This is a genomic window from Pseudomonas sp. NY15356 (genome assembly GCF_048068175.1).
Classification (GTDB): Bacteria; Pseudomonadota; Gammaproteobacteria; order Pseudomonadales; family Pseudomonadaceae; genus Aquipseudomonas; species Aquipseudomonas putida_K.
In genome coordinates this window covers 38,246-62,523 of record NZ_JBLUPW010000001.1, presented here as the reverse complement: position 1 = coordinate 62,523, position 24,278 = coordinate 38,246, and the positions used below count along the sequence as shown (strand labels likewise).

At 65.5% G+C, this 24,278-nt stretch carries 18 protein-coding genes; 8 read left to right on the top strand and 10 right to left on the bottom strand.

The window, feature by feature from the left end:
• Positions 1–13 precede the first annotated feature (13 nt).
• The 5 genes from accB to ACNFCI_RS00255 all read right to left on the bottom strand — a co-directional run bounded on the left by accB (position 14) and on the right by ACNFCI_RS00255 (position 6,663).
• On the bottom strand, positions 14–481 hold the full coding sequence (gene accB, locus ACNFCI_RS00275) for an acetyl-CoA carboxylase biotin carboxyl carrier protein (RefSeq protein WP_416767188.1): 468 nt from the start codon (positions 479–481) through the stop codon (positions 14–16).
• Between the two features lie 98 nt (positions 482–579).
• Positions 580–1,032: a type II 3-dehydroquinate dehydratase gene (aroQ, locus tag ACNFCI_RS00270; RefSeq protein ID WP_070090423.1), complete on the bottom strand. Its 453-nt coding sequence runs from the start codon at positions 1,030–1,032 to the stop codon at positions 580–582.
• 180 nt (positions 1,033–1,212) lie between these two features.
• Positions 1,213–2,997 carry a protein-disulfide reductase DsbD gene (locus tag ACNFCI_RS00265; protein WP_416767186.1) on the bottom strand — a complete coding sequence of 595 codons (1,785 nt, stop codon included), beginning with the start codon at positions 2,995–2,997 and terminating at the stop codon, positions 1,213–1,215.
• A gap of 117 nt (positions 2,998–3,114) precedes the next feature.
• Positions 3,115–3,894 carry a methyl-accepting chemotaxis protein gene (locus tag ACNFCI_RS00260; protein WP_416767354.1) on the bottom strand — a complete coding sequence of 260 codons (780 nt, stop codon included), beginning with the start codon at positions 3,892–3,894 and terminating at the stop codon, positions 3,115–3,117.
• Between the two features lie 1,395 nt (positions 3,895–5,289).
• Positions 5,290–6,663 carry a diguanylate cyclase gene (locus ACNFCI_RS00255; RefSeq protein WP_084858752.1) on the bottom strand — a complete coding sequence of 458 codons (1,374 nt, stop codon included), beginning with the start codon at positions 6,661–6,663 and terminating at the stop codon, positions 5,290–5,292.
• Between the two features lie 246 nt (positions 6,664–6,909).
• Between ACNFCI_RS00255 and ACNFCI_RS00250 the strand changes: the two genes are divergently transcribed.
• From ACNFCI_RS00250 to ACNFCI_RS00230, 5 genes are all read left to right on the top strand, one after another.
• On the top strand, positions 6,910–7,977 hold the full coding sequence (locus tag ACNFCI_RS00250) for a DUF2333 family protein (protein WP_196146663.1): 1,068 nt from the start codon (positions 6,910–6,912) through the stop codon (positions 7,975–7,977).
• A gap of 2 nt (positions 7,978–7,979) precedes the next feature.
• Positions 7,980–8,516, top strand: coding sequence for an NUDIX hydrolase (locus ACNFCI_RS00245; RefSeq protein WP_324817699.1), 537 nt, complete (start codon positions 7,980–7,982; stop codon positions 8,514–8,516).
• A gap of 297 nt (positions 8,517–8,813) precedes the next feature.
• Complete coding sequence (locus ACNFCI_RS00240; protein WP_084858749.1) at positions 8,814–9,185, top strand: translation initiation factor Sui1; 372 nt, start codon at positions 8,814–8,816, stop codon at positions 9,183–9,185.
• A gap of 152 nt (positions 9,186–9,337) precedes the next feature.
• Positions 9,338–11,251 (top strand): arginine decarboxylase, encoded by a 1,914-nt coding sequence (gene speA / locus ACNFCI_RS00235; protein WP_084858748.1) that lies wholly within the window; start codon positions 9,338–9,340, stop codon positions 11,249–11,251.
• 192 nt (positions 11,252–11,443) lie between these two features.
• Complete coding sequence (locus tag ACNFCI_RS00230; RefSeq protein WP_368829892.1) at positions 11,444–11,899, top strand: REP-associated tyrosine transposase; 456 nt, start codon at positions 11,444–11,446, stop codon at positions 11,897–11,899.
• A gap of 33 nt (positions 11,900–11,932) precedes the next feature.
• On the opposite strand, the gene ACNFCI_RS00225 is transcribed toward ACNFCI_RS00230, so the two are convergent.
• Positions 11,933–13,270, bottom strand: a complete 1,338-nt coding sequence (locus ACNFCI_RS00225) for an MATE family efflux transporter (RefSeq protein ID WP_084858746.1) — start codon at positions 13,268–13,270, stop codon at positions 11,933–11,935.
• Between the two features lie 201 nt (positions 13,271–13,471).
• On the opposite strand from ACNFCI_RS00225, the gene ACNFCI_RS00220 reads away from it, so the two are divergent.
• A complete protein-coding gene (locus tag ACNFCI_RS00220; protein ID WP_416767184.1) occupies positions 13,472–18,373 on the top strand; it encodes an alpha-2-macroglobulin family protein in 4,902 nt (1,633 codons plus the stop codon).
• Between the two features lie 121 nt (positions 18,374–18,494).
• On the opposite strand, the gene ACNFCI_RS00215 is transcribed toward ACNFCI_RS00220, so the two are convergent.
• The gene (locus tag ACNFCI_RS00215) at positions 18,495–18,788 is read right to left on the bottom strand and encodes a hypothetical protein (protein WP_084858744.1); all 294 of its coding nucleotides are present in this window, start codon (positions 18,786–18,788) and stop codon (positions 18,495–18,497) included.
• Positions 18,789–18,871: 83 nt separating this feature from the next.
• On the opposite strand from ACNFCI_RS00215, the gene pbpC reads away from it, so the two are divergent.
• Together pbpC and ACNFCI_RS00205 are read left to right on the top strand one after the other, a co-directional pair.
• A complete protein-coding gene (pbpC, locus tag ACNFCI_RS00210) occupies positions 18,872–21,220 on the top strand; it encodes a peptidoglycan glycosyltransferase PbpC (protein ID WP_143515246.1) in 2,349 nt (782 codons plus the stop codon).
• A gap of 113 nt (positions 21,221–21,333) precedes the next feature.
• Positions 21,334–22,986 (top strand): ShlB/FhaC/HecB family hemolysin secretion/activation protein, encoded by a 1,653-nt coding sequence (locus tag ACNFCI_RS00205; protein WP_324816568.1) that lies wholly within the window; start codon positions 21,334–21,336, stop codon positions 22,984–22,986.
• Here the strand turns inward: ACNFCI_RS00205 and ACNFCI_RS00200 are convergent.
• The 3 genes from ACNFCI_RS00200 to ACNFCI_RS00190 all read right to left on the bottom strand — a co-directional run bounded on the left by ACNFCI_RS00200 (position 22,974) and on the right by ACNFCI_RS00190 (position 24,113).
• Positions 22,974–23,384: a hypothetical protein gene (locus ACNFCI_RS00200; protein WP_084858741.1), complete on the bottom strand. Its 411-nt coding sequence runs from the start codon at positions 23,382–23,384 to the stop codon at positions 22,974–22,976. The two genes, ACNFCI_RS00205 and ACNFCI_RS00200, sit on opposite strands and share 13 nt — an antisense overlap.
• A gap of 101 nt (positions 23,385–23,485) precedes the next feature.
• Positions 23,486–23,893: a response regulator gene (locus ACNFCI_RS00195; RefSeq protein ID WP_084858740.1), complete on the bottom strand. Its 408-nt coding sequence runs from the start codon at positions 23,891–23,893 to the stop codon at positions 23,486–23,488.
• Positions 23,894–23,927: 34 nt separating this feature from the next.
• Positions 23,928–24,113 (bottom strand): Flp family type IVb pilin, encoded by a 186-nt coding sequence (locus ACNFCI_RS00190; protein WP_368829890.1) that lies wholly within the window; start codon positions 24,111–24,113, stop codon positions 23,928–23,930.
• Positions 24,114–24,278 lie beyond the last annotated feature (165 nt).

The following is a 24,278-nucleotide window of genomic DNA, read 5'->3' as shown; positions in this document are numbered from 1 at the left end:
GGCTCTCCGCGATTCAAACGATGGTGAACAGCGGCTGGTCGAACTCAACCGGCTGACCGTCTTCCACCAGGATGGCGTCGATGACACCACCGACATCGGCTTCGATGTGGTTCATCATCTTCATGGCTTCGACGATGCACAGGGTGTCGCCCTTCTTCACGGTCTGGCCGACTTCGGCGAAGTTGGCAGAGGTCGGCGAAGGCTTGCGGTAGAAGGTGCCGACCATCGGCGAGCGGATCACGGTGCCTTTGAGGGCCGGGGCAGCGGCGGCGGCTTCGGCGGCCGGGGCAGCGGCAGCGACCGGGGCGGCAGCGGCAACCGGGGCGGCTACTGGAGCCGGGGCTGCGAAGTACTGGGCGCCTGCCGGGGTCTTGCTGTGACGGCTGATGCGAACGGACTCTTCGCCTTCCTTGATCTCCAGTTCGTCGATGCCAGACTCTTCCAGCAGTTCGATCAGCTTCTTGACTTTACGGATATCCATTAATCATCAACTCCCAAGGTTCGGTCGGGGACGTAATTTAAAAAACGTGGCTAGAACGTTTATCCAGGCCCTGGCCCGAAGGGGCCAAGGCCTTGTCATCAGGGCTGTGCGTTGGCAGCCAGGTATTCCAGTGCAGACTCCAGGGCCAACCGGTAGCCGGTGGCGCCCAGGCCGCAGATCACCCCTACGGCGACATCGGAAAAGTAGGAGTGATGACGGAACGGTTCACGCTTGTGCACGTTGGAAAGGTGCACTTCGATGAATGGGATGCTCACAGCCAGCAATGCGTCACGTAATGCGACGCTGGTGTGGGTGAAAGCAGCCGGGTTGATCAGGATGAAGTCCACGCCTTCGTTGCGCGCGGCGTGGATACGGTCGATCAGCTCGTACTCGGCATTGCTCTGCAGGTATTGCAGGTGGTGGCCAGCGGCGCGGGCGCGCTGCTCCAGGTCCTGGTTGATCTGGGCCAGGGTCACGGCGCCATAGTGGCCTGGCTCGCGGGTACCGAGCAGGTTGAGGTTGGGGCCGTGTAGCACCAGTAGGGTTGCCATCTGCGAATTCCTTGGTCTTGTAGGGCAATACGACATGAGCGCGGCGACTATGCCGCAAGAGGGCGTCGGGTGTCCAGTTCCCGGCAATAGCCAGCACGTTGTCCGAGATTCGCGCAAAGTATGTGACCAGATGATTAAGTCTGGTCACTAATGGCGGGAAAATTGCCGGCTCGCGGGAAGTTATAGACCCAGATCGCGACGCACGCGCGCCAAACGATCGGCAAATTCGACGGCATTCACTTCGCCAATGACCCGATCGGCGGTTATTTCGCTGCCGTTCGCGGCAAAGAACAGCAATGCGGGAGGGCCGAACAGCTGGTAACGGTCGAGCAGGGTGCGTTGCTCGGCATTGCTCTCGGTGATATCGAAGCGCAGCAGCTTGAAGCCGGCGAGCTGGGGCTGCACCTGGGGCGCATTGAGCACCTCGTGCTCGATCACCTTGCAGCTGATGCACCAGTCGGCGTACCAGTCCAGCAGCACCGGCTGGCCGGCCGCCTTGGCCTGGGACAGGGCGGCGTCCAGCGCAGCTGGGGTGGTGACGGTCTGCCAGGCATCGACCTGGCTGGCTGGCGTGCCAGTGGCGGTTGCGATGGCCGGTGGTGGCAGGGGGCGCAAGGGGTCGCCTTGGCCATTGAGTGCGCCATACCAACAGGCCAGGGCATAGACCAGCAGGGCCAGGCCAAGAAGCTGCGCCAGGCGCTGGCGTGGCGTCTTGACCACGAACTCCAGGGCACCGAGGAACAGCGCCACGCCCGCAGCCAGCAGGCCCACCAGCAACAAGGTGGCCGGCCCCGGCAGCACGCGGCTGAGCAGGCCGATGGCCAGGCCCAGCAGCAACACGCCGATGGCGTTCTTGACCGTGTTCATCCATGGGCCGCTTTTCGGCAACCAGGCCGCACCACCGGTGGCGACCACCAGCAATGGCGCTCCCATGCCCAGGCCCAGGGCGAACAGCTTCAGCGCCCCGCCCAGGGCATCGCCGCTGGCACTGATATACAAAAGCGCTCCGGCCAGCGGTGCCGATACGCAGGGTGAAACCAGCAGGCTGGACAGCACGCCCAGCACCGCAGCGCCCAGCAGCGAGCCGCCTTTGGTGCGGTTGGCGACGTTGTTCAGACGGCTGCTCAGGGCCTGGGGCAGCTTGATGTCGAACAGGCCGAACATGGCCAGGGCGAAGAGCACGAAGAACAGGGCGAAGGGCACCAGCACCCAGGCCGACTGCAGGCGTGCCTGCAGGTTCAGGCTGGCGCCGAACACCCCCATCAGGGCGCCGAGCACGGCGAAGGAAATGGCCATCGGCAACACGTAGGCCAGCGACAGGCTCAGGCCTCGCCAGCCGCCCACCTGGCCGCGCAGTACCACGCCGGAGAGGATCGGCAGCATGGGCAGTACGCATGGCGTGAAGGTCAGCCCCACGCCTGCGAGGAAGAACAACAGCAGCGATTGCCAGTTCCAGCCCAGTTCGGTGCCGGTTGGTGCGCTACCCGCTGGGCCGCCTGTGCCGTCGATGCTCAGGCGTTCGGTTTCCGGGGGGTAGCACAGGCCCTTGTCGGCGCAGCCCTGGTAGCCCACCAGCAGGGTGAAGGGGCGCGGGTCGTTGGCCGGGCGGGGCAGCTCGATGTCGAGCACGCCATGGTACACCTCCACGTCGCCGAAGAATTCGTCGTGCTTGGCTTCGCCTTTGGGGATATTCGGCGTGCCGAGGGGGATATCGGCAGGCTCGGTGCGGAACTGGAAACGATGGCGGTAGAGGTAGTAGCCCTCGGTAGCGACGAAGCGCAGCTTGATGGACTGGGCGTCGGCCTGCACCAGGCTGAGCTTGAAGGCTTCATGGACGGGGAGGAAATCGGCGTTGTTGCCCAGCGAAGCGGCGCCGAGGGTGGCGCTGGGGCGATTGTCGAGCAGGCCCGTGGCGAACGCAGGGCTGGCCAGCAGCAGGAACAACAGGAAAAACAGGCGGCGCATGGCGGTCTCGCTAGGTGAAACGTGGGGGCATGATAGCGGAGTTGCCGTGGGTTGGGGGGTAGTGCTCGACATCGTCATCGCCTGGGAGACCAAGCGCCGTCCGCGCGGCGCTCGGTCTCACACCCTGAAAGCCTGCACCGCCCGGTTCAGTTCCCCTCCCAGGCTCAGCAACTGCTCCCCTTGCGCCCGCCCTTCGCCGATGCGTTGCAGGTTGTCTTCGCCCAACGCATGAATCCGTTCGCTGTGATCGCGGATCTCGCTCACAGCGCCCGTCTGCTGCGCTGTCACATCGGCAATGCGTACGGCCGTATCGGCAATGGTACGAATCGCCCCGACGATTTCATCCAGCGCGCCATCGGCCGCCTGGGCCTGGCTGGCCGTGGCCTCGGCGTGCGCGAGCTGGGCGCGCATGCCGCTCACCGACTCGCGGGCGGCTTGTTGCAGGCGGTCGATCAGTGCCTGGATCTCGCCGGTGGCGCCGGTGGTGCGTTGGGCCAGGGAGCGCACTTCGTCGGCGACCACGGCGAACCCCCGGCCCATCTCGCCGGCCCGTGCCGCTTCGATGGCGGCGTTGAGGGCCAGCAGGTTGGTCTGTTCGGCGATGGCGCGGATCACCGTCAGCACGCCACCGATGGTGGCCGATTCCTCGGCCAGTTGCTCGATCGCCTGGGCGTTGCCTTGAACCTCGTCCACCAATGCCCGTAGGCCGGACAGACTCTGGCCGATCACCGCCTGCCCCTGTTCCACCGCGCGGCCAGCGTCACGGCTGGCATCGGCGGCGGCGCTGGCGTCACCGGCCACCTGCTGGATGGTCGCCTCGAGCTCGCCAAGGGCGTCACGGATCTGCCCCGTGTCCCCGGCCTGGCGTTCGGCACCTTCGTGCAGGGCACTGCTCATGCTGGCCAAGGCATGGCTGCTGCCTGCCACCTGCTCGGCGTTGTGGCGCAGTGTACCGACCAGCTCCACCAGGTACTGGCGCAGGCGGTTGAGCGAGGCCTGGATATCGTGCAGCTCGCGGTTGGTGCGGCCCAGGGCGACCGGCCGGGCGAAATCGCCATCGGCCCAGCGCGACAGGGCCGGGGCCAGGTCGCTCAGGGTGCGTGCCAGGCGGCGCTGGAGCGTGTCGATGAGCAGGGCGATAAGCAGAATCAGGCCGATCATCAGGCCCTGGATCAGGCGCACTTCGCTGGCGATCTTGGCATGCAGGCCGCGCACTTCCGGTTCCAGCCCGGCGATGGCCTGCTGCACGGCGCCCAGGCGTTCGCGGGTGCTGGCGGCCAGGGCCGCGCGGCGCTCGATCTGCTCGCGGGTTCGTTGCAGCTCGGCCGGGTAGCGCGCCAGCAGGCTCTGCAGTTCGCGCTTGAGGCTTACCGCGACATCTTCCTGCTGGGCGCTGGTTTGGGTATCCAGGCCCATCAGCGCGGCGAAATCGTCGGCGTTGGATTCGGTGGCACGGGTCACGCCGAGCAACGGCAGCCCATCGACCACCTGGGCCTGTGCCCGAATCAGCTGCAGTTCGCGCTCGACTTCCTCGGCAAGCTCCGCGCGGCCGCTGGCGACCAGCTTGCCACGGGCCAGCGACAGGCGCCCCAGGTGTACCGAAGCGTCCAGCAAGGGTGCCAGGTAGCGGGCAGCGTCCGGGTTGTCGCTGTTGCGGGCATACTCGGCCAGTTGCTCGAAATGGGCGCCCAGCTCGCGTTCAGCCTGCAACAGCAAAGCCTGCGGGTCGCCGGCCAGCTTGCCGGCGGCGAGCAGTTCGTTGGCGGTGAAGGCCTGCAGGTCGTCCAGGCTGGGGCGTAGCGTTTCGGCCAGGTTCGCCGGCCAGTCGGCGAGCGCTACTTGCAGCGCTTGGGTGGCCTCGGTGGCTGCAGCGTGCCGCAGGGCGTCGCCGCTGGCCAGGTAGGCCTGGATGTTGCGCACCGCATCGTTCTGGAACTGCTGGGAGAGGCCCAGGTAGCGTTCCATCAGTTGATAGGGGCGCTCCAGTGCGCGCTGCGACCACCACAGGGTCGCGCCCAGTGCGATGCAGACAGTTACCAGCAGCAGGGTATTGAAATTGGTCAGCCACTTCAGGCGCATAGCCGTGAACTTCCAGCAATAGAGGTGGAACGGTAGGTGCCTGAAGTTATTTCGGTTTTGTGACCGGGTGATGACCGAGAGCGAAAAAAAGTGGCGTTTTGCCTGTATTGGTCCAATCGCCGGCAAGCCGGCTCCCACCTGTCCTGCGCTGTTTTCAAAGACACCGCCATACCTGTGGGAGCCGGCTTGCCGGCGATTGAAGCTTCACGGGGCTCAGGGTTCTACACGCATCACGCAATTGCGCCCGGCATGCTTGGCCCGGTACAGCGCTTCGTCGGCGGCGCTGGCCATGGTCAGCGCATCGAGCCTGTGGTCCAGTTGCACCACCCCTGCGCTGAAAGTGCAGCGCAGGTCATGGGGTTGGGCCGGGTAGAGGATCTCGGCGAAGCGCTGGCGAATCTCGTCGAGGACCTTGTGCGCGGCCTCAAGCGGCGTGTCGGGCATCACGATGGCGAATTCCTCGCCGCCATAGCGGCCGATGAAGTCGGTCTTGCGCAGGCGCTGCTTGAGGAACAGCGCCAGGCTCTTGATCACCCGGTCGCCCATGGGGTGGCCATGGCGGTCGTTGATCTTCTTGAAGTGGTCGATATCGAGCATGGCGAAGCTCAGCGGCTGCATCTCGCGGCGAGCGCGAAAGCTGCAATCTTCAAGGAGCTGGAGGATATGGGTGTGGTTGTACAGGCCGGTGAGACTGTCGCGCACCATGCGGGCCTTGAGGTGGCGAGCGCGGGCGGCCCGGTTGCGCACTGTGGTGATCAGGTGTCGGGAGCGGATCGGTTTGGTCAGGAAATCGTCGCCGCCCTCGCTCATGGCGTCCAGCTGCTTGTCCAGGTCATCTTCGGCGGAGAGGTAGATGATCGGCACGCTGACGTAGCGGTCGTTGTGGCGAATCACCTTGGCCAGCTCGGTGCCGGTGCAGGCCGGCATGTACATGTCCAGGATCACCAGGTCGGGCTGGAAGTCGGCCAGTTCGGCCATGGTGCGGATCGGGTCGGTGAGGGTGCGGGTGATCATGCCAGCGCCGTTGAGCAGGCGCTCGGTGAACATGGCCTGGGCCCGCGAGTCATCGACGATCAGCACACGTAGCGGGTCGTACTGGGTGACATTGGTCAACAGCTCGACTTTCTCCAGCAGGCTCGAGGCATCCAGGGGGCCGGTGAGGAATTCCTGGCCGCCGGCGCGCACAGCGGCCAGACGGGTGGGGGTGTCGGCCTCGAGGTGGCTGAAAAACAGCAGCGCAACCTGCGGTTCGCTACCGAGCAGGGCTTGGGTCGCCAGGTTCAGGCCCTGGCCTTTGCCGGTGAAGTCGACGTCCATGACGATGGCGCACGGCGGGCGGTCGTTCATCGCGGTGCCAAAGGCCTCGGCACTGGGCAGGGCTTGTGCAGGCAGGCCGAAGAATTCCAGTTGCTGGGCCAGCCGCTCGGCGCGGTCATGTTCCTGGAGCAGGATGTACACCGGTTTGCGCAAGGGCGGCAGGGCCATGTGGTCGAGCGGGTCGCCCTTGCGCAGGCCGGTGCGCAGGAGGCGTTGCATCAGGCGGTGCTGCTGGAGGCGCTCATGGCTCGACTCGGCTGGCTGGGTCATGTCCTGGCTGCTTGTTGGAGGGTTATGCAGGTGCAATGCTGGCTCTATGCTAGCACCGCTTCCCGGTGCCCGTGTGTCCTATATCAACAAAGTTCGTAAGGATGAATATTCAGTTGTCGACCCATTGGTCGCTTATGCGTAAGGCGGTGTCTGCTTTATAGTGCTGCCACGCGGGCTTGCCGTGGCACCCTGGCTGGGGCTGGTGGTCCAAGCCCCTGAACTGTCGAGACTGATAAGGACAACGCCATGCTGGACTGGAAAAACCGCGAGGCCAAAGCCGAGCCTCGCGAGCGTGTCGACGCCCGTGGTGCCGCCACCCGTAGCTACCTGGGCGGGCTGTGGAGCCGCGCATTGGGTACCCTGATCGGCCTGTACCTGCTGGTGTGCATCGGCCTGGGCTGGTACTGGAGCCAGGAGCCGGACCTGTTCCCAGTGCAGCAGAGCGCCCAGGCTGCCGCCGAGCAGAGCGGCCAGCAGATGGTGGTCGGCTACACCACCATCGAGACCCTCAAGAGCGTCGCCAATACCCTGCTGACCAAGCCGGGCGGCTACATCTCCAACGACCGCTTCCCACCAGGGTTGTGGATGGACAACATGCCGAGCTGGGAATACGGCGTGCTGGTCCAGGTGCGCGACCTGTCCCGTGCCCTGCGCAAGGACTTCGCCCGCTCCCAGTCGCAGTCCACCGAGGACGCGGACCTGGCCAAGGCCGAGCCGCGCTTCAACTTCGACAACAAGAGCTGGATCCTGCCCTCGAGCGAGTCGGAGTTCGAGGAAGGCATCAAGTCCCTGAGCCGTTACCAGAAGCGCCTGGCCGCCGGTGACCAGGGCGCGATCTTCTATACCCGCGCGGACAACCTGAACAACTGGCTGGGTGACGTGGCCACCCGCTTGGGCTCGCTTTCCCAGCGCCTTTCGGCCAGCGTGGGCCGGGTCAAGCTCAACAGCACCCTGAAGACCGAGTCGGTGGTCGCCGGCCAGGCGCCACAGGTGGACGAGGAGCTGGTGGAAACGCCGTGGCTGCAGATCGACAACGTGTTCTACGAGGCCCGTGGCCAGGCCTGGGCCTTGTCGCACCTGCTGCGCGCCATCGAGGTGGACTTCGCCGATGTACTGGCGAAGAAGAACGCCACGGTCAGCGTGCGCCAGATTATCCGTGAGCTGGAGGCGTCCCAGGAAGCGCTGTGGAGCCCGATGGTGCTCAACGGCAGCGGCTTTGGCATGTGGGCCAACCACTCGCTGGTCATGGCCAACTACATTTCCCGCGCCAACGCCGCCGTCATCGACCTTCGCCAACTGCTGTCGCAGGGCTGACGGTGGCCATCAGCCCCGCAGAGGCCGCGCACCGCGCAGCCTCCGACCGCGAACTGGTGGCCTGGGTCGACGAGGCCGACCAGCTGCTTGGCGTGCGGCCCCGGGCCGAGCTGCGTGAACTCGGCCTGATCGGTCGTTGTACCTTCATCCTGTTGTTCAACGGTGCCGGTGAGCTGTGCGTACACCGGCGCACGCTGAGCAAGGCCTTGTACCCGGGGTACTGGGACGTGGCCGCAGGTGGCATGGTGGCGGCGGGCGAGAGCTACGCCGAGTCGGCTGCCCGTGAGCTGGCCGAAGAACTCGGCATCGCGGGCGTCGAGTTGCGTTTCCACGAGCGGTTCTATTTCGACCAGCCAGGCAACCGGTTGTGGTGCGCGGTGTATTCGGCGGTGTCCGATGGTCCGCTCAGGTTGCAGCCCGAAGAGGTGAGCGAGGCGCGGTTCATTGGTTTGGAGCAGGCGGAACGAGAAAGCCTGAGCGAGCCCTATTGCCCGGATTCGTTGGCGGCGTTGCAGCGGTATAAAGCAAGCCTCAAATAGATGCGTGGGCCGTGCTGGCCCCTTCGCGGGTAAACCCGCCCCCACAGGGATTTCGCAGGCCGTGAAACCTGCGCAGTACCTGTGGGAGCGGGTTTACCCGCGGAGGGGTCGCAAAACATTCGCAAAATGCCGCATTCCAGTACTTAGCAACAGCCAAATTTATCGTTACACTGCGCGCCCTTTTCGGGCTGCCGCAGGTCTTGCGGCAGTAGCGCTGCCCCTGCCAGAGTGGGGCTTCGCGGTCGGCCCTGGCCCCAGGCGCCGACCAGTATTTTGTCCTCAGCAAGAGGAACAAAAGTGGCCAAGAAAGCTTCTTCCTTCGCCGCCCTTGGCGGTCTCGTTTATTCCACCGATGCCGGTCGGCATTGCCCGGATTGCGGCAAGCCGGTGGACGCCTGCATCTGCAAGCAACAGGTCATCCCCGAAGGTGATGGTATTGCCCGCGTGCGCCGCGAAAGCAAAGGCCGTGGCGGCAAGACCGTGACCACCATCAGTGGCGTCCCGCTGCCCCTCGACCAGCTCAAGGAGCTGGCCAGCACCCTCAAGCGCCGTTGCGGCACCGGGGGCGCGCTGAAGGATGGGGTCATCGAGATCCAGGGCGACCATGTCGAGCTGCTGCTCGGCGAGTTGACCAGGCAGGGTTTCAAGGCGAAGAAATCCGGCGGTTGATCCGGCTCGCGCGATTTTTTGCCCAGTGCTTTCTAAACTCGTTCCCGTGGCAGGGGTCTACCCTGGGCACGGACGAATCGTCATTTTCGGTTTCTACACTGCCTGCGCGCCCATGTGGGGCAGTGTCTTCGACTTATCTACAGGGGACTTGAATGTCCGTACGACGCACACGCAAAGACGATGGCAGCCAATGGACCGTGGCCGACAGCCGCAGTGTTTATGGTATCCGCCATTGGGGCGCTGGTTATTTCGCCATCAATGAGGCCGGGCGCGTCGAAGTGCGCCCCAACGGCCCGGGGAGCGCACCGATCGACCTGTACGAGCAGGTCGACGAACTGCGCCAGAGCGGCTTGTCGCTACCGCTGCTGGTGCGTTTCCCCGACATCCTGCAGGACCGCGTGCGGCAGCTGACCGGCGCGTTCGACGCCAACATCGCGCGCCTGGAGTACCAGAGCAAATACACCGCCCTGTACCCGATCAAGGTCAACCAGCAGGAAGCGGTGGTGGAGAACATCATCGCCACCCAGAACGTCTCCATTGGCCTGGAGGCAGGTTCCAAGCCCGAGCTGCTGGCGGTACTGGCGCTGGCGCCCAAGGGCGGCACCATCGTCTGCAACGGCTACAAGGACCGCGAGTTCATCCGCCTGGCGCTGATGGGCCAGAAGCTTGGTCACAACGTGTTCATCGTCATCGAGAAGGAGTCCGAGGTCGCCCTGGTGATCGAGGAAGCCGCGGAGCTCAAGGTCAAGCCGCAGGTTGGCCTGCGCGTGCGCCTGTCGTCGCTGGCCTCGAGCAAGTGGGCCGATACCGGTGGCGAGAAGTCCAAGTTCGGCTTGTCCGCCGCCCAGCTGATCTCGGTGGTGCAGCGCTTCCGCGATGCCGGCCTGGACCAGGGCATCCGCCTGCTGCACTTCCACATGGGTTCGCAGATCGCCAACCTGGCCGACTACCAGCACGGTTTCAAGGAAGCGATCCGCTACTACGGCGAACTGCGCGCCCTGGGCCTGCCGGTCGATCACATCGACGTCGGCGGTGGCCTGGGCGTGGACTACGACGGTACCCACTCGCGCAATGCCAGCTCCATCAACTACGACATGGACGACTATGCCGGCGTGGTGGTGGGCATGCTCAAGGAGTTCTGCGACGCCCAGGGCCTGCCGCACCCGCATATCTTCTCCGAGAGCGGCCGCTCGCTGACCGCGCACCACGCCATGCTGGTGATTCAGGTGACCGACGTCGAGAAGCACAACGACGAAGTGCCGACCATCGAGGATAAGCAAGCGCTGCCCGAAACCGTGCAGTGGCTGGCCGACCTGCTCGGCCCGACCGACATCGAAATGGTCACCGAGACCTACTGGCGCGCCACCCATTACATGGGGGACGTGGCCGCGCAGTATGCCGATGGCAAGATCAGCCTGGCCGAGAAGGCCCTGGCCGAGCAGTGCTATTTCGCCGTGTGCCGCCGCCTGCACAACTCGCTCAAGGCGCGCCAGCGCTCGCACCGCCAGGTGCTGGACGAGCTCAACGACAAGCTGGCCGACAAGTACATCTGCAACTTCTCGGTGTTCCAGAGCCTGCCGGACACCTGGGCCATCGGCCAGGTCCTGCCGATCATCCCGCTGCACCGCCTGGATGAGGAGCCGATGCGCCGCGCCGTGCTGCAGGACCTGACCTGCGACTCCGACGGCAAGATCAACCAGTACGTCGATGAGCAGAGCATCGAGACCAGCATGCCGGTGCACGCGGTCAAGGAAGGCGAGGACTACCTGCTGGGCGTGTTCCTGGTCGGTGCCTACCAGGAAATCCTGGGCGACATGCACAACCTGTTCGGCGATACCGATTCGGTGAACATCTACCAGAACGCCGATGGCAGCGTGTACCACGCCGGCATCGAGACCCACGACACCATCGAGGACATGCTGCGCTACGTGCACCTGTCGCCGGAGGAGTTGATGACGCACTACCGCGACAAGGTCGCCAGCGCTCGCATCACGGCGCGTGAGCGTACCCAGTTCCTGGATGCGTTGCGTCTGGGGCTGACCCGCTCGTCGTACCTCTCGTCATAAACCTGGGGCCGCTTCGCGGCCCTTTCGCGGCACAAGGCCGCTCCTACAGGGGATGCTTGATCCTTTGTAGGAGCGGCCTTGTGCCGCGAAATGAGGGCGCAGCCCTCACAAACGCACAACCGGAAACATTTTACCTGCAGGCACTCCGGTTCAAGCGCCTACCTTTGAATGCAATGTTCAAGGGAGCAAGACATGGACGGTCAAGGCAACCACCGCCTACGCAGGGGGCGTTTTTCCGAGGCTGGTCGCCTCTACCTGCTGACAACCGCTACCCGCAACCGCGCACCGCTGTTCAGCGAGCTGCGTTTGGCCAGGGTAGTCGTCAGGCAACTTCGTTTGAGTGAGCAGCAAGGCGCTTGTCGATCTCTGGCATGGGTACTGATGCCTGATCACATGCATTGGCTGGTCGAGCTGGGTCGAGGTAGTTTGAGCGACCTGATGCGTGCGTTCAAATCCCGAAGCAGTTGTGCGCTCTATCGGGCGGGAGCAGATCGCCAGCGTATCTGGCAGTCTGGTTTTCATGACAGGGCATTGCGCAGGGATGAGGATGTCAAGGCCGCTGCGCGATACATCATCGCCAATCCCATTCGCGCGGGTTTGGTGAAGCGGGCTGGCGAGTATCCCCATTGGGATTGTGTCTGGCTGTGACCTGGCAGGTGAGGGCGCAAAGCGGCCTCAACTTCAGCGAACCCACTGCCCCTTCGATTGCAACCGCCAGCCCACCCATCCCAGCGTCACCGCCCGCAACCCCATGAACGCCAGAAACGCCAACCACAACCCATGGTTGCCGAGCCCACTCATGAGCAGCGCCAAGGGCAGCGCGATCACCACCGACAGCAACATTGCATTGCGCATCTCCCGCGCCCGCGTCGCGCCGATGAACAGGCCGTCGAGCAGGTAGCTCCACACTGCGATCAACGGCAATACCGCCAGGTAGGGGAGGAACGGGTAGGCCGCCATGCGCACGCTGTCGATGTCGGTCTGCAGGTCGATGAACAGATGCCCTGCGAGCAGGAACAGCGCGGCAAAGCCCAGGCTGACGATCAGCGACCAGCCGCAGGCCACCACCAGCGAGCGGCGCAGGGTCTGGTGGTCTCGGGCGCCGATGGCGTGGCCGCACAGGGCTTCGACCGCATGGGCCAGGCCGTCCAGGGCGTAGGCGGTGAGCATCAGGCCATTGAGCAGCAGAGCGTTGGCCGCCACCGTGGCTTCTCCCAGTCGAGCCCCCTGCACGGTTACCAGGAGGAACACCAGCTGCAGCGCCAGGCTGCGCAGGAAGATGTCGCGGTTGACCGCCAGCAGCGGCCGCCACGACTTCCAGTGGCTGAGCGCGGCCCAGGCGATGTGCCCCGGGTAGGCACGCAGGGCCGGACGGGTCAGGGCCAGGCCGAGCAGGGCGGCACTCCACTCGGCGATCACCGAGGCCCGTGCCGAGCCCAGCACGCCCCAGTCCAACCCGAGCACGAACCACAGGTTGAGGACGATGTTCAGCACGTTGGTCGTCAGCAGGATCGCCATTGGCGCCCGGGCGTTCTGGGTGCCCAGGAACCAGCCGACCAGGGCGTAGCTGGCCAGCGCCGCCGGCAGGCCTAGCAGGCGGGTATGGAAGAAGTCTTCGGTGGACTGGTGCAGCGCCGCACTCGGTTGCATCGCCTGCAACGCCAATTGGCTGAACGGAATCGCCAACAGACCGATCAGCAGTGCGAAGGCCAGGGCCAGCAACAAACCCTGCACCAGCACCTGGCGTAACGCCGCGCCATCAGAGCGCCCGGCGGCCTGGGCGGCAAAACCGGTGGAGCCCATGCGCAGGAAACCCATCAGCCCGACCATGAAGGTGAACAAGGTCGACCCCACCGCCACGGCGCCCAGTTGATGGGCATGGGGCAGGTGGCCGATCACGGTGCTGTCGACCAGGGCCACCAGTGGTACCGAGATGTTGGATAGAATCATCGGTGCGGCCAGCGCCCAGACCTTGCGGTGGGTACGGCGATCGTGCCAGTCGGTGGTCAGTTGCAACATACGGGCTCCGGGTCAATGCGCTGGTGCAGCGTTGCGGTCTTTGTGGGAGCGGCGGTGCGGCGGTCCCACAGGAACCCCGCCAGCTGGCCTGGCATTCTAGCGGCCAGCGCGAACGAGGTCTCACTTGGCAGCAGGTAGCCCGCCTGCCAGTGCGCTATAGTTGCGCCCTTATCGACACGCTGCCCGAGAGTTCCCACTCCCATGCTCAACAAAGGATTGTTACTGGCCTGTGCGCTGGCTTTGATCAGTGCCTGTGATACCTCTTCCACGAATACCCCGGCACCGGCCCAGAAGCCTGCCGCGAGCGTACCGGCCGAAACCCCGGCGCCCAAGCGCGAAGACCCGGCCGTGCTGGCCAAGCGCTATGCCGACCGCGAACTGAGCGTGCTGGATGTCTCGGAAGTCCAGCTCGACGGCGCCGCCACCTTGTCGATCAGCTTCTCCGCGCCGCTGGATGCCGAGCAGGACTTTGCTGCCAAGGTGCACCTGGTCGACACGGTAAAAGGCAAGCTCGATGGTGCCTGGGAGCTCTCCGACAACCAGATGGAGCTGCGCCTGCGTCACCTGGAGCCGCAGCGCAAGCTGGTGCTCACCGTCGACAAGGGCTTGTTGGCGGTCAACGGCAAGCGCCTGGAGGCCGAGTCGGTCAGCCGCCTGGAAACCCGCGACATGCAGCCGACCGTGGGCTTCGCCAGCCGCGGCTCGCTGCTGCCTACCCGCCTGGCCGAAGGCCTGCCGGTGATCGCTCTTAACGTCGACAAGGTCGATGTGGAGTTCTTCCGCATCAAGCCGGACATGCTTTCCAGCTTCCTGGTCAACTGGGGCCGCAACAGCAGCTTGTACTACTACCAGTCCAAGGAAACCCTGGACATGGCCGAGCTGGTCTACAGCGGCCGCTTCGACTTGAACCCGGCGCGAAATACTCGTGAGACCGTGCTGCTGCCGATCGCCGGGATCAAGCCGCTGCAGGAGGCGGGCGTGTACCTGGCGGTGATGCGCGCCTCCGGTACCTACGACTATTCGCAACCGGCAACCCTGTTCACCCTCAGCGACATCGGCGTTTCCGCCCACCGCTACCGCGATCGGGTGGATGTGTTCGCCCAGGCCCTGGAAGGCGGCAAGGCGCTCAAGGGCGTCAACCTCGCGCTGCACGACGACAAGGGCAAGCTGCTGGCCCAGGCCGAAACCGACGGCCAGGGCCATGCGCAGCTGCCGATCACCGCCAAGGCCGACACCCTGATCGCCACCCAGGGCGTGAACACCACTTTGCTGCGCCTGAACACCGCGGCCCTGGACCTGGCGGAGTTCGACATCACCGGCCCCCAGGCCAACCCCCTGCAGTTCTTCATCTTTGGCCCGCGTGACCTGTACCGCCCGGGCGAGACCGTGCTGCTCAACGGCCTGTTGCGCGACCAGGACGGCAAGCCGGTCAAGGCCCAGCCGGTGACCGTGGAAGTGCGCCGGCCAGATGAACAGGTCAGCCGCAAGTTCGTTTGGGAAGCCGACCGCAACGGCTTGTTCCAGTACCAGTTGCAACTGGCGAGCGAGGCACCGACCGGTCGCTGGCAACTGCTGCTCGATCTGGGCGGTGGGCGCAAGCAGGTCTATGAGTTCCTGGTCGAGGATTTCCTCCCCGAGCGCCTGGCCCTGGAGCTCAAGGGCAGCAGCACGCCGCTCTCGCCCGAGCAAACCGCGCATATCAAGGTCAATGGTCGCTACCTCTATGGCGCCCCGGCCGCCGGCAACCGCCTCAGTGGTCAGGCCTACCTGCGCCCGCTGCGCGAGGCGGTGCCGGCGTTGCCGGGGTACCAGTTCGGCTCGGTCACCGAGACCGAACTCAGCCAGGACCTGGAGCTGGACGAGGTCACCCTGGACGACGCCGGCAAGGCCACCCTGGATATCGAGAGCCGCTGGGCCGAGGCCCGTTCGCCGCTGCAACTGACCGTGCAGGCCAGTTTGCAGGAGTCCGGTGGCCGGCCGATCACCCGACGCCTGGAGCAGCCGATCTGGCCTGCCGAGCGCCTGCCTGGGCTGCGTGGCCTGTTCGAGGGCGAGGAAACCGACAGCGACGGCCCAGTGACATTCGAAGTGCTGGTGGCCGACCGCGAAGGCCGCAAGCTGGCTGCCGACGACCTCAAGGTGCGCCTGGTACGCGAGCGTCGCGACTATTACTGGAACTATTCCGACAGCGATGGCTGGAGCTACAACTACAACGAGAAATTCCTCACCCAGAGCGAGGAAACGGTCAGCGTCCAGGCCGGGGGCACGGCCAAGCTGAACTTCCAGGTGGAATGGGGCCCGTATCGCGTCGAGGTGGAAGATCCGCAGACCGGGCTCGTGTCCAGCGCGCGCTTCTGGGCCGGCTACCGCGCCCAGGACAATGCCGAGGGCGGCGCGGTGCGCCCGGACCAGGTCAAGCTGGCACTGGACAAACCGGCCTACACCGACGGTGCCACGGCCAAGGTCACGGTCACCCCGCCCGCCGCAGGCAGCGGTTACCTGATGATCGAATCCAGCGACGGCCCACTGTGGTGGCAGGAGATTGAAGTGCCCGCCGAGGGCAAGACCTTCGACGTGCAGCTGGACGAGCAATGGGCACGCCATGACCTGTACATCAGCGCCCTGGTGATCCGCCCCGGCGAGCGCAAGGCCAATGCCACGCCCAAGCGTGCCGTGGGTGTGCTGCACTTGCCGCTGGACCGTGCCGAGCGCAAGCTCGCGGTGACCCTGCAGGCGCCGGAGAAGATGCGGCCCAAGCAGCCATTGACCGTGAAGTTCAAGGCCGCCAATGCCGACGGCAGCGTGCCGAAGCAGGTGCACGTGCTGCTGTCGGCGGTGGACGTGGGTATCCTCAACATCACCGATTTCAAGACCCCGGACCCGTATGCCAGCCTGTTCGGCCGCAAGGCCTACGGCGCCGACCAGCTGGATATCTACGGCCAGCTGATCGAGGCCGGCCAGGGCCGCCTGGCCAGCCTGGCCTTCGGTGGCGACGCCGCCATGGCCAAGGGCGGAAAGCGCCCCAACACCACGGTAACCATCGTTGCCCAGCAAAGCCTGCCGGTGACCTTGAACGAGCAGGGCGAGGGTGAGGCGAGCGTCGACATCCCCGACTTCAACGGTGAGCTGCGCCTGATGGCCCAGGCCTGGACCGACGAGCATTTCGGCATGGCCGAAGGCAAGACCGTGGTCGCCGCGCCATTGATCGCCGAGCTCTCGGCTCCGCGTTTCCTGGCCGGTGGCGACCGCACCAGCCTGGCACTTGACCTGGCCAACCTGTCCGGCCGTACCCAGCAACTGAACGTGCAGGTCAGCGCCTCCGGCCAATTGGGCCTGGCCGGTGAGGGGCAGCAGAGCGTCAACTTGGCCGAGGGCCAGCGCAAGACGCTGATGATTCCCGTACAGGCCCAGGGCGGCCTTGGCCAGGGCAAGGTAGTGGTGCGGGTCGACGGCTTGCAGTTGCCGGGTGAACCGAACAATGCCTTCGAGCGTGAGTGGACCCTGGGTGTACGCCCCGCCTACCCGGCAATGCTCAAGCACTACCGGGTCGCCTTGAAGGACCAGCCCTGGACCCTGCCGGAACGCGAGCTGGCCGAGTTCGAGCCAGCAGGCCTGGAGGCCAGCCTGGTGCTCTCGAGCCGGCCACCGCTGAACCTGGCCGAGCAGATCCGTGCGCTCGAAGCCTACCCTTATGGCTGCCTGGAGCAGACCACCAGCGGCCTGTACCCGTCGCTCTATGCCGATGCCGAAAGCCTGAAGCGCCTGGGAATCAAGGGTGAGCCGGCCGAGGTGCGCAAGCGCAAGATCGAGATGGGCATCGAACACCTGCTGGGCATGCAGCGCTACAACGGCAGCTTCGGCCTGTGGAGTTCGGACAGCGAAGAGGAATACTGGCTCACCGCCTATGTCACTGACTTCCTGCTGCGGGCTCGCGAACAAGGCTTCGGCGTGCCCGCCGAGGCATTGAAGAAGGCCAATGAACGCTTGCTGCGCTACCTACAGGAACGCAACCTGATCGAGGTGGACTACAGCCAGAACGCCGACCACACCCGTTTCGCCGTGCAGGCCTACGCGGGCCTGGTACTGTCGCGTAACCAGCAGGCGCCGTTGGGTGCGCTGCGCAGCCTGTTCGAGCGTCGCAGCGACGCCCGCTCCGGCCTGCCGCTGGTGCAACTGGCGGTGGCACTGGACAAGATGGGCGACCAGCCGCGTGCCCAGCAGGCCTTGCAAGCCGGCCTGGGTATCGGCCGTGGCGACGGCTGGCTGGCCGATTATGGCAGCGAGCTGCGCGACCAGGCGCTGATCCTGGCATTGCTGCAGGAGAACACGCTGGCCAGCAACCAGGTCGACCAGCGCCTGTTCGCCCTCTCGGATGAGTTGGCGGCCAACCGCTGGTTGTCGACCCAGGAGCGCAATGCCCTGTTCCTGGCGGGCCGTGGCTTGCTGGGCAAGCCAGAAGGCCAATGGCAAGCGCGCCTGGACAGCGCCGGCGAGGTCCGTCAGTTCAGCAATGCCGAGGCGGGCATGAAGCTTACGGGGCCGCTGTTGAGGTCGCCGCTGACCGTGCAGAACCAAGGCGGCGAGACGCTCTACCAACAGCTGACGCTCTCCGGTTACCCACGCCAGGCACCGCCGGCCGGGGGCAACGGCATGCAGGTGCGCCGTGAGTACCTGGGCATGAACGGCCAACCGCTGGATCTAGGCAACCTGCGCAGCGGCGATCTGGTGCTGGTGCACCTGGCGCTGAAGGCCGATACCCAGGTGCCCGATGCCCTGGTGGTGGACCTGTTGCCGGCAGGCCTCGAGCTGGAGAACCAGAACCTGGCCCAGAGTGCGGCCAGCCTGGACAATGCCAGCAGTGCGGTGAAGGCGTGGCGAGAGTCGATGCAGAACGCCAACCTGGTGCATCAGGAGTTCCGCGATGACCGGTACGTGGCGGCGCTCAAGCTCGATGGCTATGGCACCCAGCACCTGCTGTACCTGGCCCGCGCGGTGACGCCAGGTATCTATCGCGTGCCGCCGCCGCAGGTGGAGTCGATGTACCGGCCGAACCTGCAGGCGGTTGGAGAAGGGCAGGGAGAGATGGTGGTGCGCGGCAGATAAAGTTGCGCTTCTCCCTGTAGGAGCGGGCTTGCCCCGCGATTGCGCCAGGTCGGCAAACGCACTCGACCTGGCTGACGCAATCGCGGGGCGACCCGCTCCTACAGGGGAATGTGCAAAGGCTTCAGTGGATCACCCAGCTCAACACCCACAACCCCAGCAGCAACCAGACGATCCCGAGGATGACCGAAGCGCGCATGAAGGCGCGGATCGCCGAGTAGAGCAGCATCAGGCCGACCACCAGGGCCAGGATGCTGACCAGCGAGGTGTCCATGCCCAGTGTGCGTGCCAGACCATCGATGAAATTGCCCCCGGCATTGGCCAGCAGGTTGAACAGGCCACTCAATGCGTCGACGATGAAACGGATCAACGACCCCAGTGCCTGGCCCAGCCACTCGAAAAAACCTTCTACATGCATAGTTGCTTCCTGATGATCGAATCGGCATGGGTGCCGTTCCCTAGCCTTTGGCCATTACCTGGCCAAGTCGGTTCCCGGTGCCCATGTTAGCCTGCCTGCCTACGCGTACCGCAAGGGCCCTGCGTGCTGTCGGCATTGTCTGCCTGCTGGTAGTGGGGGCGTTGTGGCTGGCCGACCGACTGTGGCCACTGCCCATGCCGGACGATGACCTGGCGCGGGTGGTGCTGGCCGAGGACGGCACGCCCCTGTGGCGCTTCGCCGATGCCGACGGCGTGTGGCGTTACCCGGTCAGCCCTGACGAGGTCTCGCCGCTGTACCTGGAGGCGCTGCTCACCTATGAGGACCGTTGGTTCTACCGCCACCCCGGGGTCAATCCGCTGGCCCTGGCGCGGGCCGCGTGGCTGAACCTGCGGGGCGGGCGGGTGGTGTCGGGTGGTAGCACCCTGTCGATGCAGGTCGCGCGGCTGCTCGATCCACACGCGCGCACCGTACCGGGCAAGCTGCGCCAACTGTGGCGCACAGCGCAGCTGGAATGGCACCTGTCCAAGCGCGAGATTCTCCAGCTCTACCTCAACCGCGCACCGTTCGGTGGCACCCTGCAAGGCGTGGCGGCTGCCAGCTGGGCCTACCTTGGCAAGTCGCCCAGGCACCTCACGCCGGCCGAGGCGGCGCTGCTCGCGGTGCTGCCCCAGGCGCCCAGCCGCCTGCGTCCCGACCGGCACCCCGAGCGTGCCCAGCGGGCACGCGACAAGGTGCTGCAGCGCCTGGCCGACTACCAGACCTGGCCGGCGCAGCGCATCCAGGAGGCACGGGAAGAGGCCTTGCTGCTGGCGCCGCGCCAGGAGCCCGCGCTGGCGCCACTGCTCGCCCGTCGCCTGAACCGCGCCGACAGCCCGCCACTCATTCGCACTACCCTCGACGCCTCACTGCAGCGGCGCCTGGAAGACCTGTTGCTGGGCTGGCGCGCCCGCCTGCCGGAGCGCACCTCGGCAGCGGTGCTGGTGGTGGAGGCACAGAGCATGGCGGTACGCGCTTACCTGGGCTCGATCGACCTGGGCGATGCGCGTCGCTTCGGCCATGTCGACATGGTCCAGGCCCTGCGCTCGCCAGGCTCGACCCTCAAGCCGTTCCTCTACGCCATGGCCATGGACGATGGCCTGATCCACTCCGAGTCGCTGCTGCAGGATGTCCCGCGCCGTTATGGCGACTATCGTCCCGGTAACTTCTCCATGGGCTTCAGCGGCCCGGTCTCGGCCAGCGCTGCCCTGGCCTTGTCGCTGAACCTGCCGGCGGTTCAGCTGCTGGAAGCCTACGGGCCGAAACGTTTCGCCGCGCAGATGCGCATGGGCGGCATGCCGCTGGTGCTGCCGCCGCTTGCCGAGCCGAACCTGTCGTTGATCCTGGGCGGGGCCGGCAGCCGCCTCGAGGACCTGGTCGGCGGCTACGCGGCGTTCGCCCGTGACGGCAAGAGTGCACGGATCCGCCTGCAACCGACGGACCCACTGGTAGAGCGCAGGCTGCTGTCGCCCGGGGCTGCCTGGATCGTGCGGCGTATCCTCAGCGGCCAGGCCCGCCCGGACCGCGACCCCCATGCCGAGCTGGTGCAGCGCCCGCAACTGGCCTGGAAGACCGGTACCAGCTATGGCTTTCGCGATGCCTGGTCGGTGGGCGTCGGGCCGCGCTACCTGATCGGTGTGTGGATCGGGCGCCCGGATGGCACGCCTGTGCCGGGGCAGTTCGGCCTGGCCTCGGCGGCGCCGTTGATGCTGCAGGTGCATGACCTGTTGAACAATCGCGACAGCCAGCGAGGCATCAGCGCTCCGGTAGTGCGTGTACCGCAGAGCGTCGGTGTGGCTGCGATCTGCTGGCCCTTGGGCCAACCCATGAGTCGCCAGGACCCCAACTGCCGCCGGCAGCGCTTCGCCTGGACCTTGGACGGCACCACGCCGCCGACGCTGCAGGCTGCCGACCAACCGCTGGGGCTGGGCCTGCGCGAGGCCATCTGGGTCAATGACCGGGGCCTGCGCGTCGATGCCGGTTGCCCTGGCGCCAAGGCTCGGGAGGTGGCGCTGTGGCCGGCGCCGCTGGAGCCGTGGCTGCCGCGGGCTGAGCGGCGTGCCGCGCGCCTACCTGCGCTGGAGAGTGCCTGCCCGCCGCAGGCACCGGCCAGTGCGCCACCGTTGTCGATCGTTGGCGTGCGCTCCGGTGACCACCTGCGCCGCCCGGCCACCAGCCGCGAGCCATTGCAGTTGCCTGTGTCGGCGCTGGGCGGGGGCGGGCAGCGCTGGTGGTTCCTCAATGGCCGGCCTGTGGGTGAAACCCGTGGGCAGGAGAACTTGCTGGTGCGCTTCGAGCAGGCCGGGCGCATCGAGCTCAGCGCCTTGGACGAAAGTGGCGAGACGGCGCGGGTGGAGTTTCAGGTCAGTGAATGATTGGAACGCCCTGGGGGCCGCAAAGCTGTTCGACGACCGACGTACTGGCGCCTAAGCTTGAGCCTGAGGGCGGTGTCGACGCGCCCCGTCTTCGGCGGATCATGGAGCGTCCCATGCGTTCTCTGGCCATCACCCTGCTGATGCTGTCCTTCGCCTGCCATGCCGGCCCCCTGCCGCCAGCCCTCGACAGCAACGAAACTGCACGTCGGCTGCCCACGCCGAACCTTCCATTGGACGCCTACCGCCCCGCCGGCTATGCCGTGCCCCTGCCGGCCCCGTCTATTCCGGCGCAGGACGCCATAGGCATGGACACGCCGATCCCCGTGCACAAGGTGCGCTTCGAAGGTGGCACGGTTTACCTGCTGAGCGAACTGCGCGAGCACTACCAGCCGCTGGTGGGGCACGTGGTGACTTTGGCGCAGTTGACGGCGGTGACCGAACGCCTGACCCAACGCTACCAGCGGGATGGCTATATCCTGTCCCGCGCCTACCTGCCACGGCAGGACTTCGCCGACGGGCGTGTGCAGGTGATGCTGGTGGAAGGCTACATCAGTGGCTATCGGCTCGAGGGTGACATCGGCGCGGCGGCGGCATACGTGGAGCGCTTGCTGGGCAAGCTCATGGCCGAGCGTCCGCTGACGCGCGCATCCTTCGAGCGCTACATCGGCCTGATCGACCGCATACCGGGTGTGAGTGCCCAGGTCGAGTGGCTACCCGGCACAGGCCGTGAGGGCGCCGTGCCGTTGTTGGTGCGCGTATCACGCAAAGCGTTCGACGCTACCCTGACCCTGAACGATGGCAGCCGTGACGCTGCCCAGGTGGCGATGGGCATCACCAGCAACGCCCAGACCCGCTTCGCCGAGCAATGGGCGGCCCGCGTGCTATGGCCTCCGGGCGATGACAAGGCGCATTTCTACGCGCTCGACTACAGCCAGTACCTGGATGGCGAAGGGAGCCGGCTGTTGCTTTCTGCCTCGCGCTACCGCAGCCAGCCGCGCACCTACGTGCGCCTGGAACATGGCGCTGACCTGCGCCAGCGCTGGGAGAGCGAACGTTTCGACGTCGGCATCAGCCAGGCGCTTATCGCCAGGCCCGGCGAGTGGCTCGATGTGGTCGGGCGCTTCTATACGGCGGCCGACCATGTCCGCGACCAGGTACAACAGGGGAAGCGCGACACCTATATCCGCGCGGTTTCGTTCGAAGGGGACTGGCGTACCCTCGAGGCCGAGCGGCTGCGTATCGTCAGTGCTGGCGTGTACCAAGGCCTGGACTACTTCGGTGCCCGCAGCGACAGCAACCGCGACGTGGACTTCCTGCGCTTGCGCCTGTCGGCCTTGCAGAGCGATCGATGGTTCGGCGATTGGCAGGGCGTGGCGTCGGCGGCCCTCTACTGGAGTGCCAACGACTTGCCCGACAGCGAGCGTGTGCTGTTCGGCGGCCAGCATTTCGGCCGGGGATACCCTGCGGACCAGGCCTCGGGCGACAAGGGCTGGGGGCTGGCATACGAGGTGAACTACAGCGTCCATGCAAGCAGCACCTGGGCACGCTTGGTGCAACCGTACCTGGCATTCGATGCCGCCCGGACCTGGACCAATGGCCTCGATGTGCAGGATGCACGCATGGCGTCCATGGCCATGGGCGTGCGCCTGGGGGATGGGCGTGGCGCCAGTCTCGCCCTGGAGTTCGCCAAGCCGCTTGCGGATGTCGCGCTGGACAGCCGTGAGCGCAAGGCGCGCTTTACCGTGAGCCTCGACTACGCGCTATGAGCCGTCGTTCGGTCTGCAAGCTTGCTTTCACTGACGGACGCCACCTCACTTCTGCCACGCTCTACTTGCACTGAGCTGCGCAACGCATGTTGTCGCTCGTCGACCCCGAGCACCTGCTCAGGCCCTTGCGCCGAAAAATGCCCGCTGCCGCATTCGCGTGCCTGGATTTCGTTGCCGTTGAAAGAGGAGAAGAGGCAGACATCGCCTGGCAGCGGGCCATTGCTGGCCTTGGTAGGGTTGCCTTTCGAGGCCGAGACGCCTTGTGGACGAGCGCCCGTATCCTTGCTTGCCTGCCCATGCTCGACGGCCACGGCCAGATCGTCGGCGACCGAGACGGTGGTGAACAGGTAGGGGAAGGCAGTGATCAGCGAAATGCCGAGATAGCCCATGTGTTTCATCGTATGTTTCCTTTGCTTGGAACAGGAGCAATGGAGCGTACGAGGGCACGAGCAGAGGGGTAACTCCTACATGTCTCAGGGCGGTACAGGTCTGCCGGGCTTCAGCCTGCCACCAGCATCCGTGGCTTTGGGAACAGGTTGTCCAGGGTTTCCAGCAAGCGCGCGTGGTAGATCGGCTTGCGGAACAGGTCGAGCACCTGCAGGCGCAGCAGGTCGCTGATATCGTCCATGTCGGCGTGGCCGGACATGACGATCACCGGCAGGTGTTGCCGGGCGGTGTGGTCGCGCAGGCGCTTGATCAGGCTGATGCCGCTTTCCTCGGGCATGCGCAGGTCGGTGATGACCAGCGCCATGTCCGGGTGGCGGGTGAGTTGGAGCAGGGCGCCCTTGACCGAGGTGGCGGTATGGCAGATGAAGCCTTCGTTTTCCAGCAGTTCGGCGAGTTCGAGCAGCGCCTCTTCCTCGTCGTCCACCAGGAGGATCTGCTGACGCAAGGAAGAGGTTGGCATGGTGAGTTCCTTTCAGGGAAAAACAGGCATGGATTCAAGTGGCAGGGGAGATACCCGTCTTGATGGCTTCCATTATCCGGTCGACCTGGGCGGAAATGTCCGTCGTGAACCCCGCCAGCACCACCGCGACCATCGCCGCGATCAGCGCATATTCGATACCGGACGCTCCATCCTTGCGTTGCAGGAAGACTTTGCAGTGGACAAACAGTTTCAGCAGCATGGCAACACTCCTCGCGCAATCAAGCGCCGGTAGCGGGGTTTCGCCTAAGTGATACCCCTTTGCCATCACAGAATCGCCAACCCGTGGAAACCTGCAAATGTAAGAAGGTATTAATCCTAAAGTATTGATTTCAAACAGGCGCGCTAACCTGCTGTTTTGCTTGTG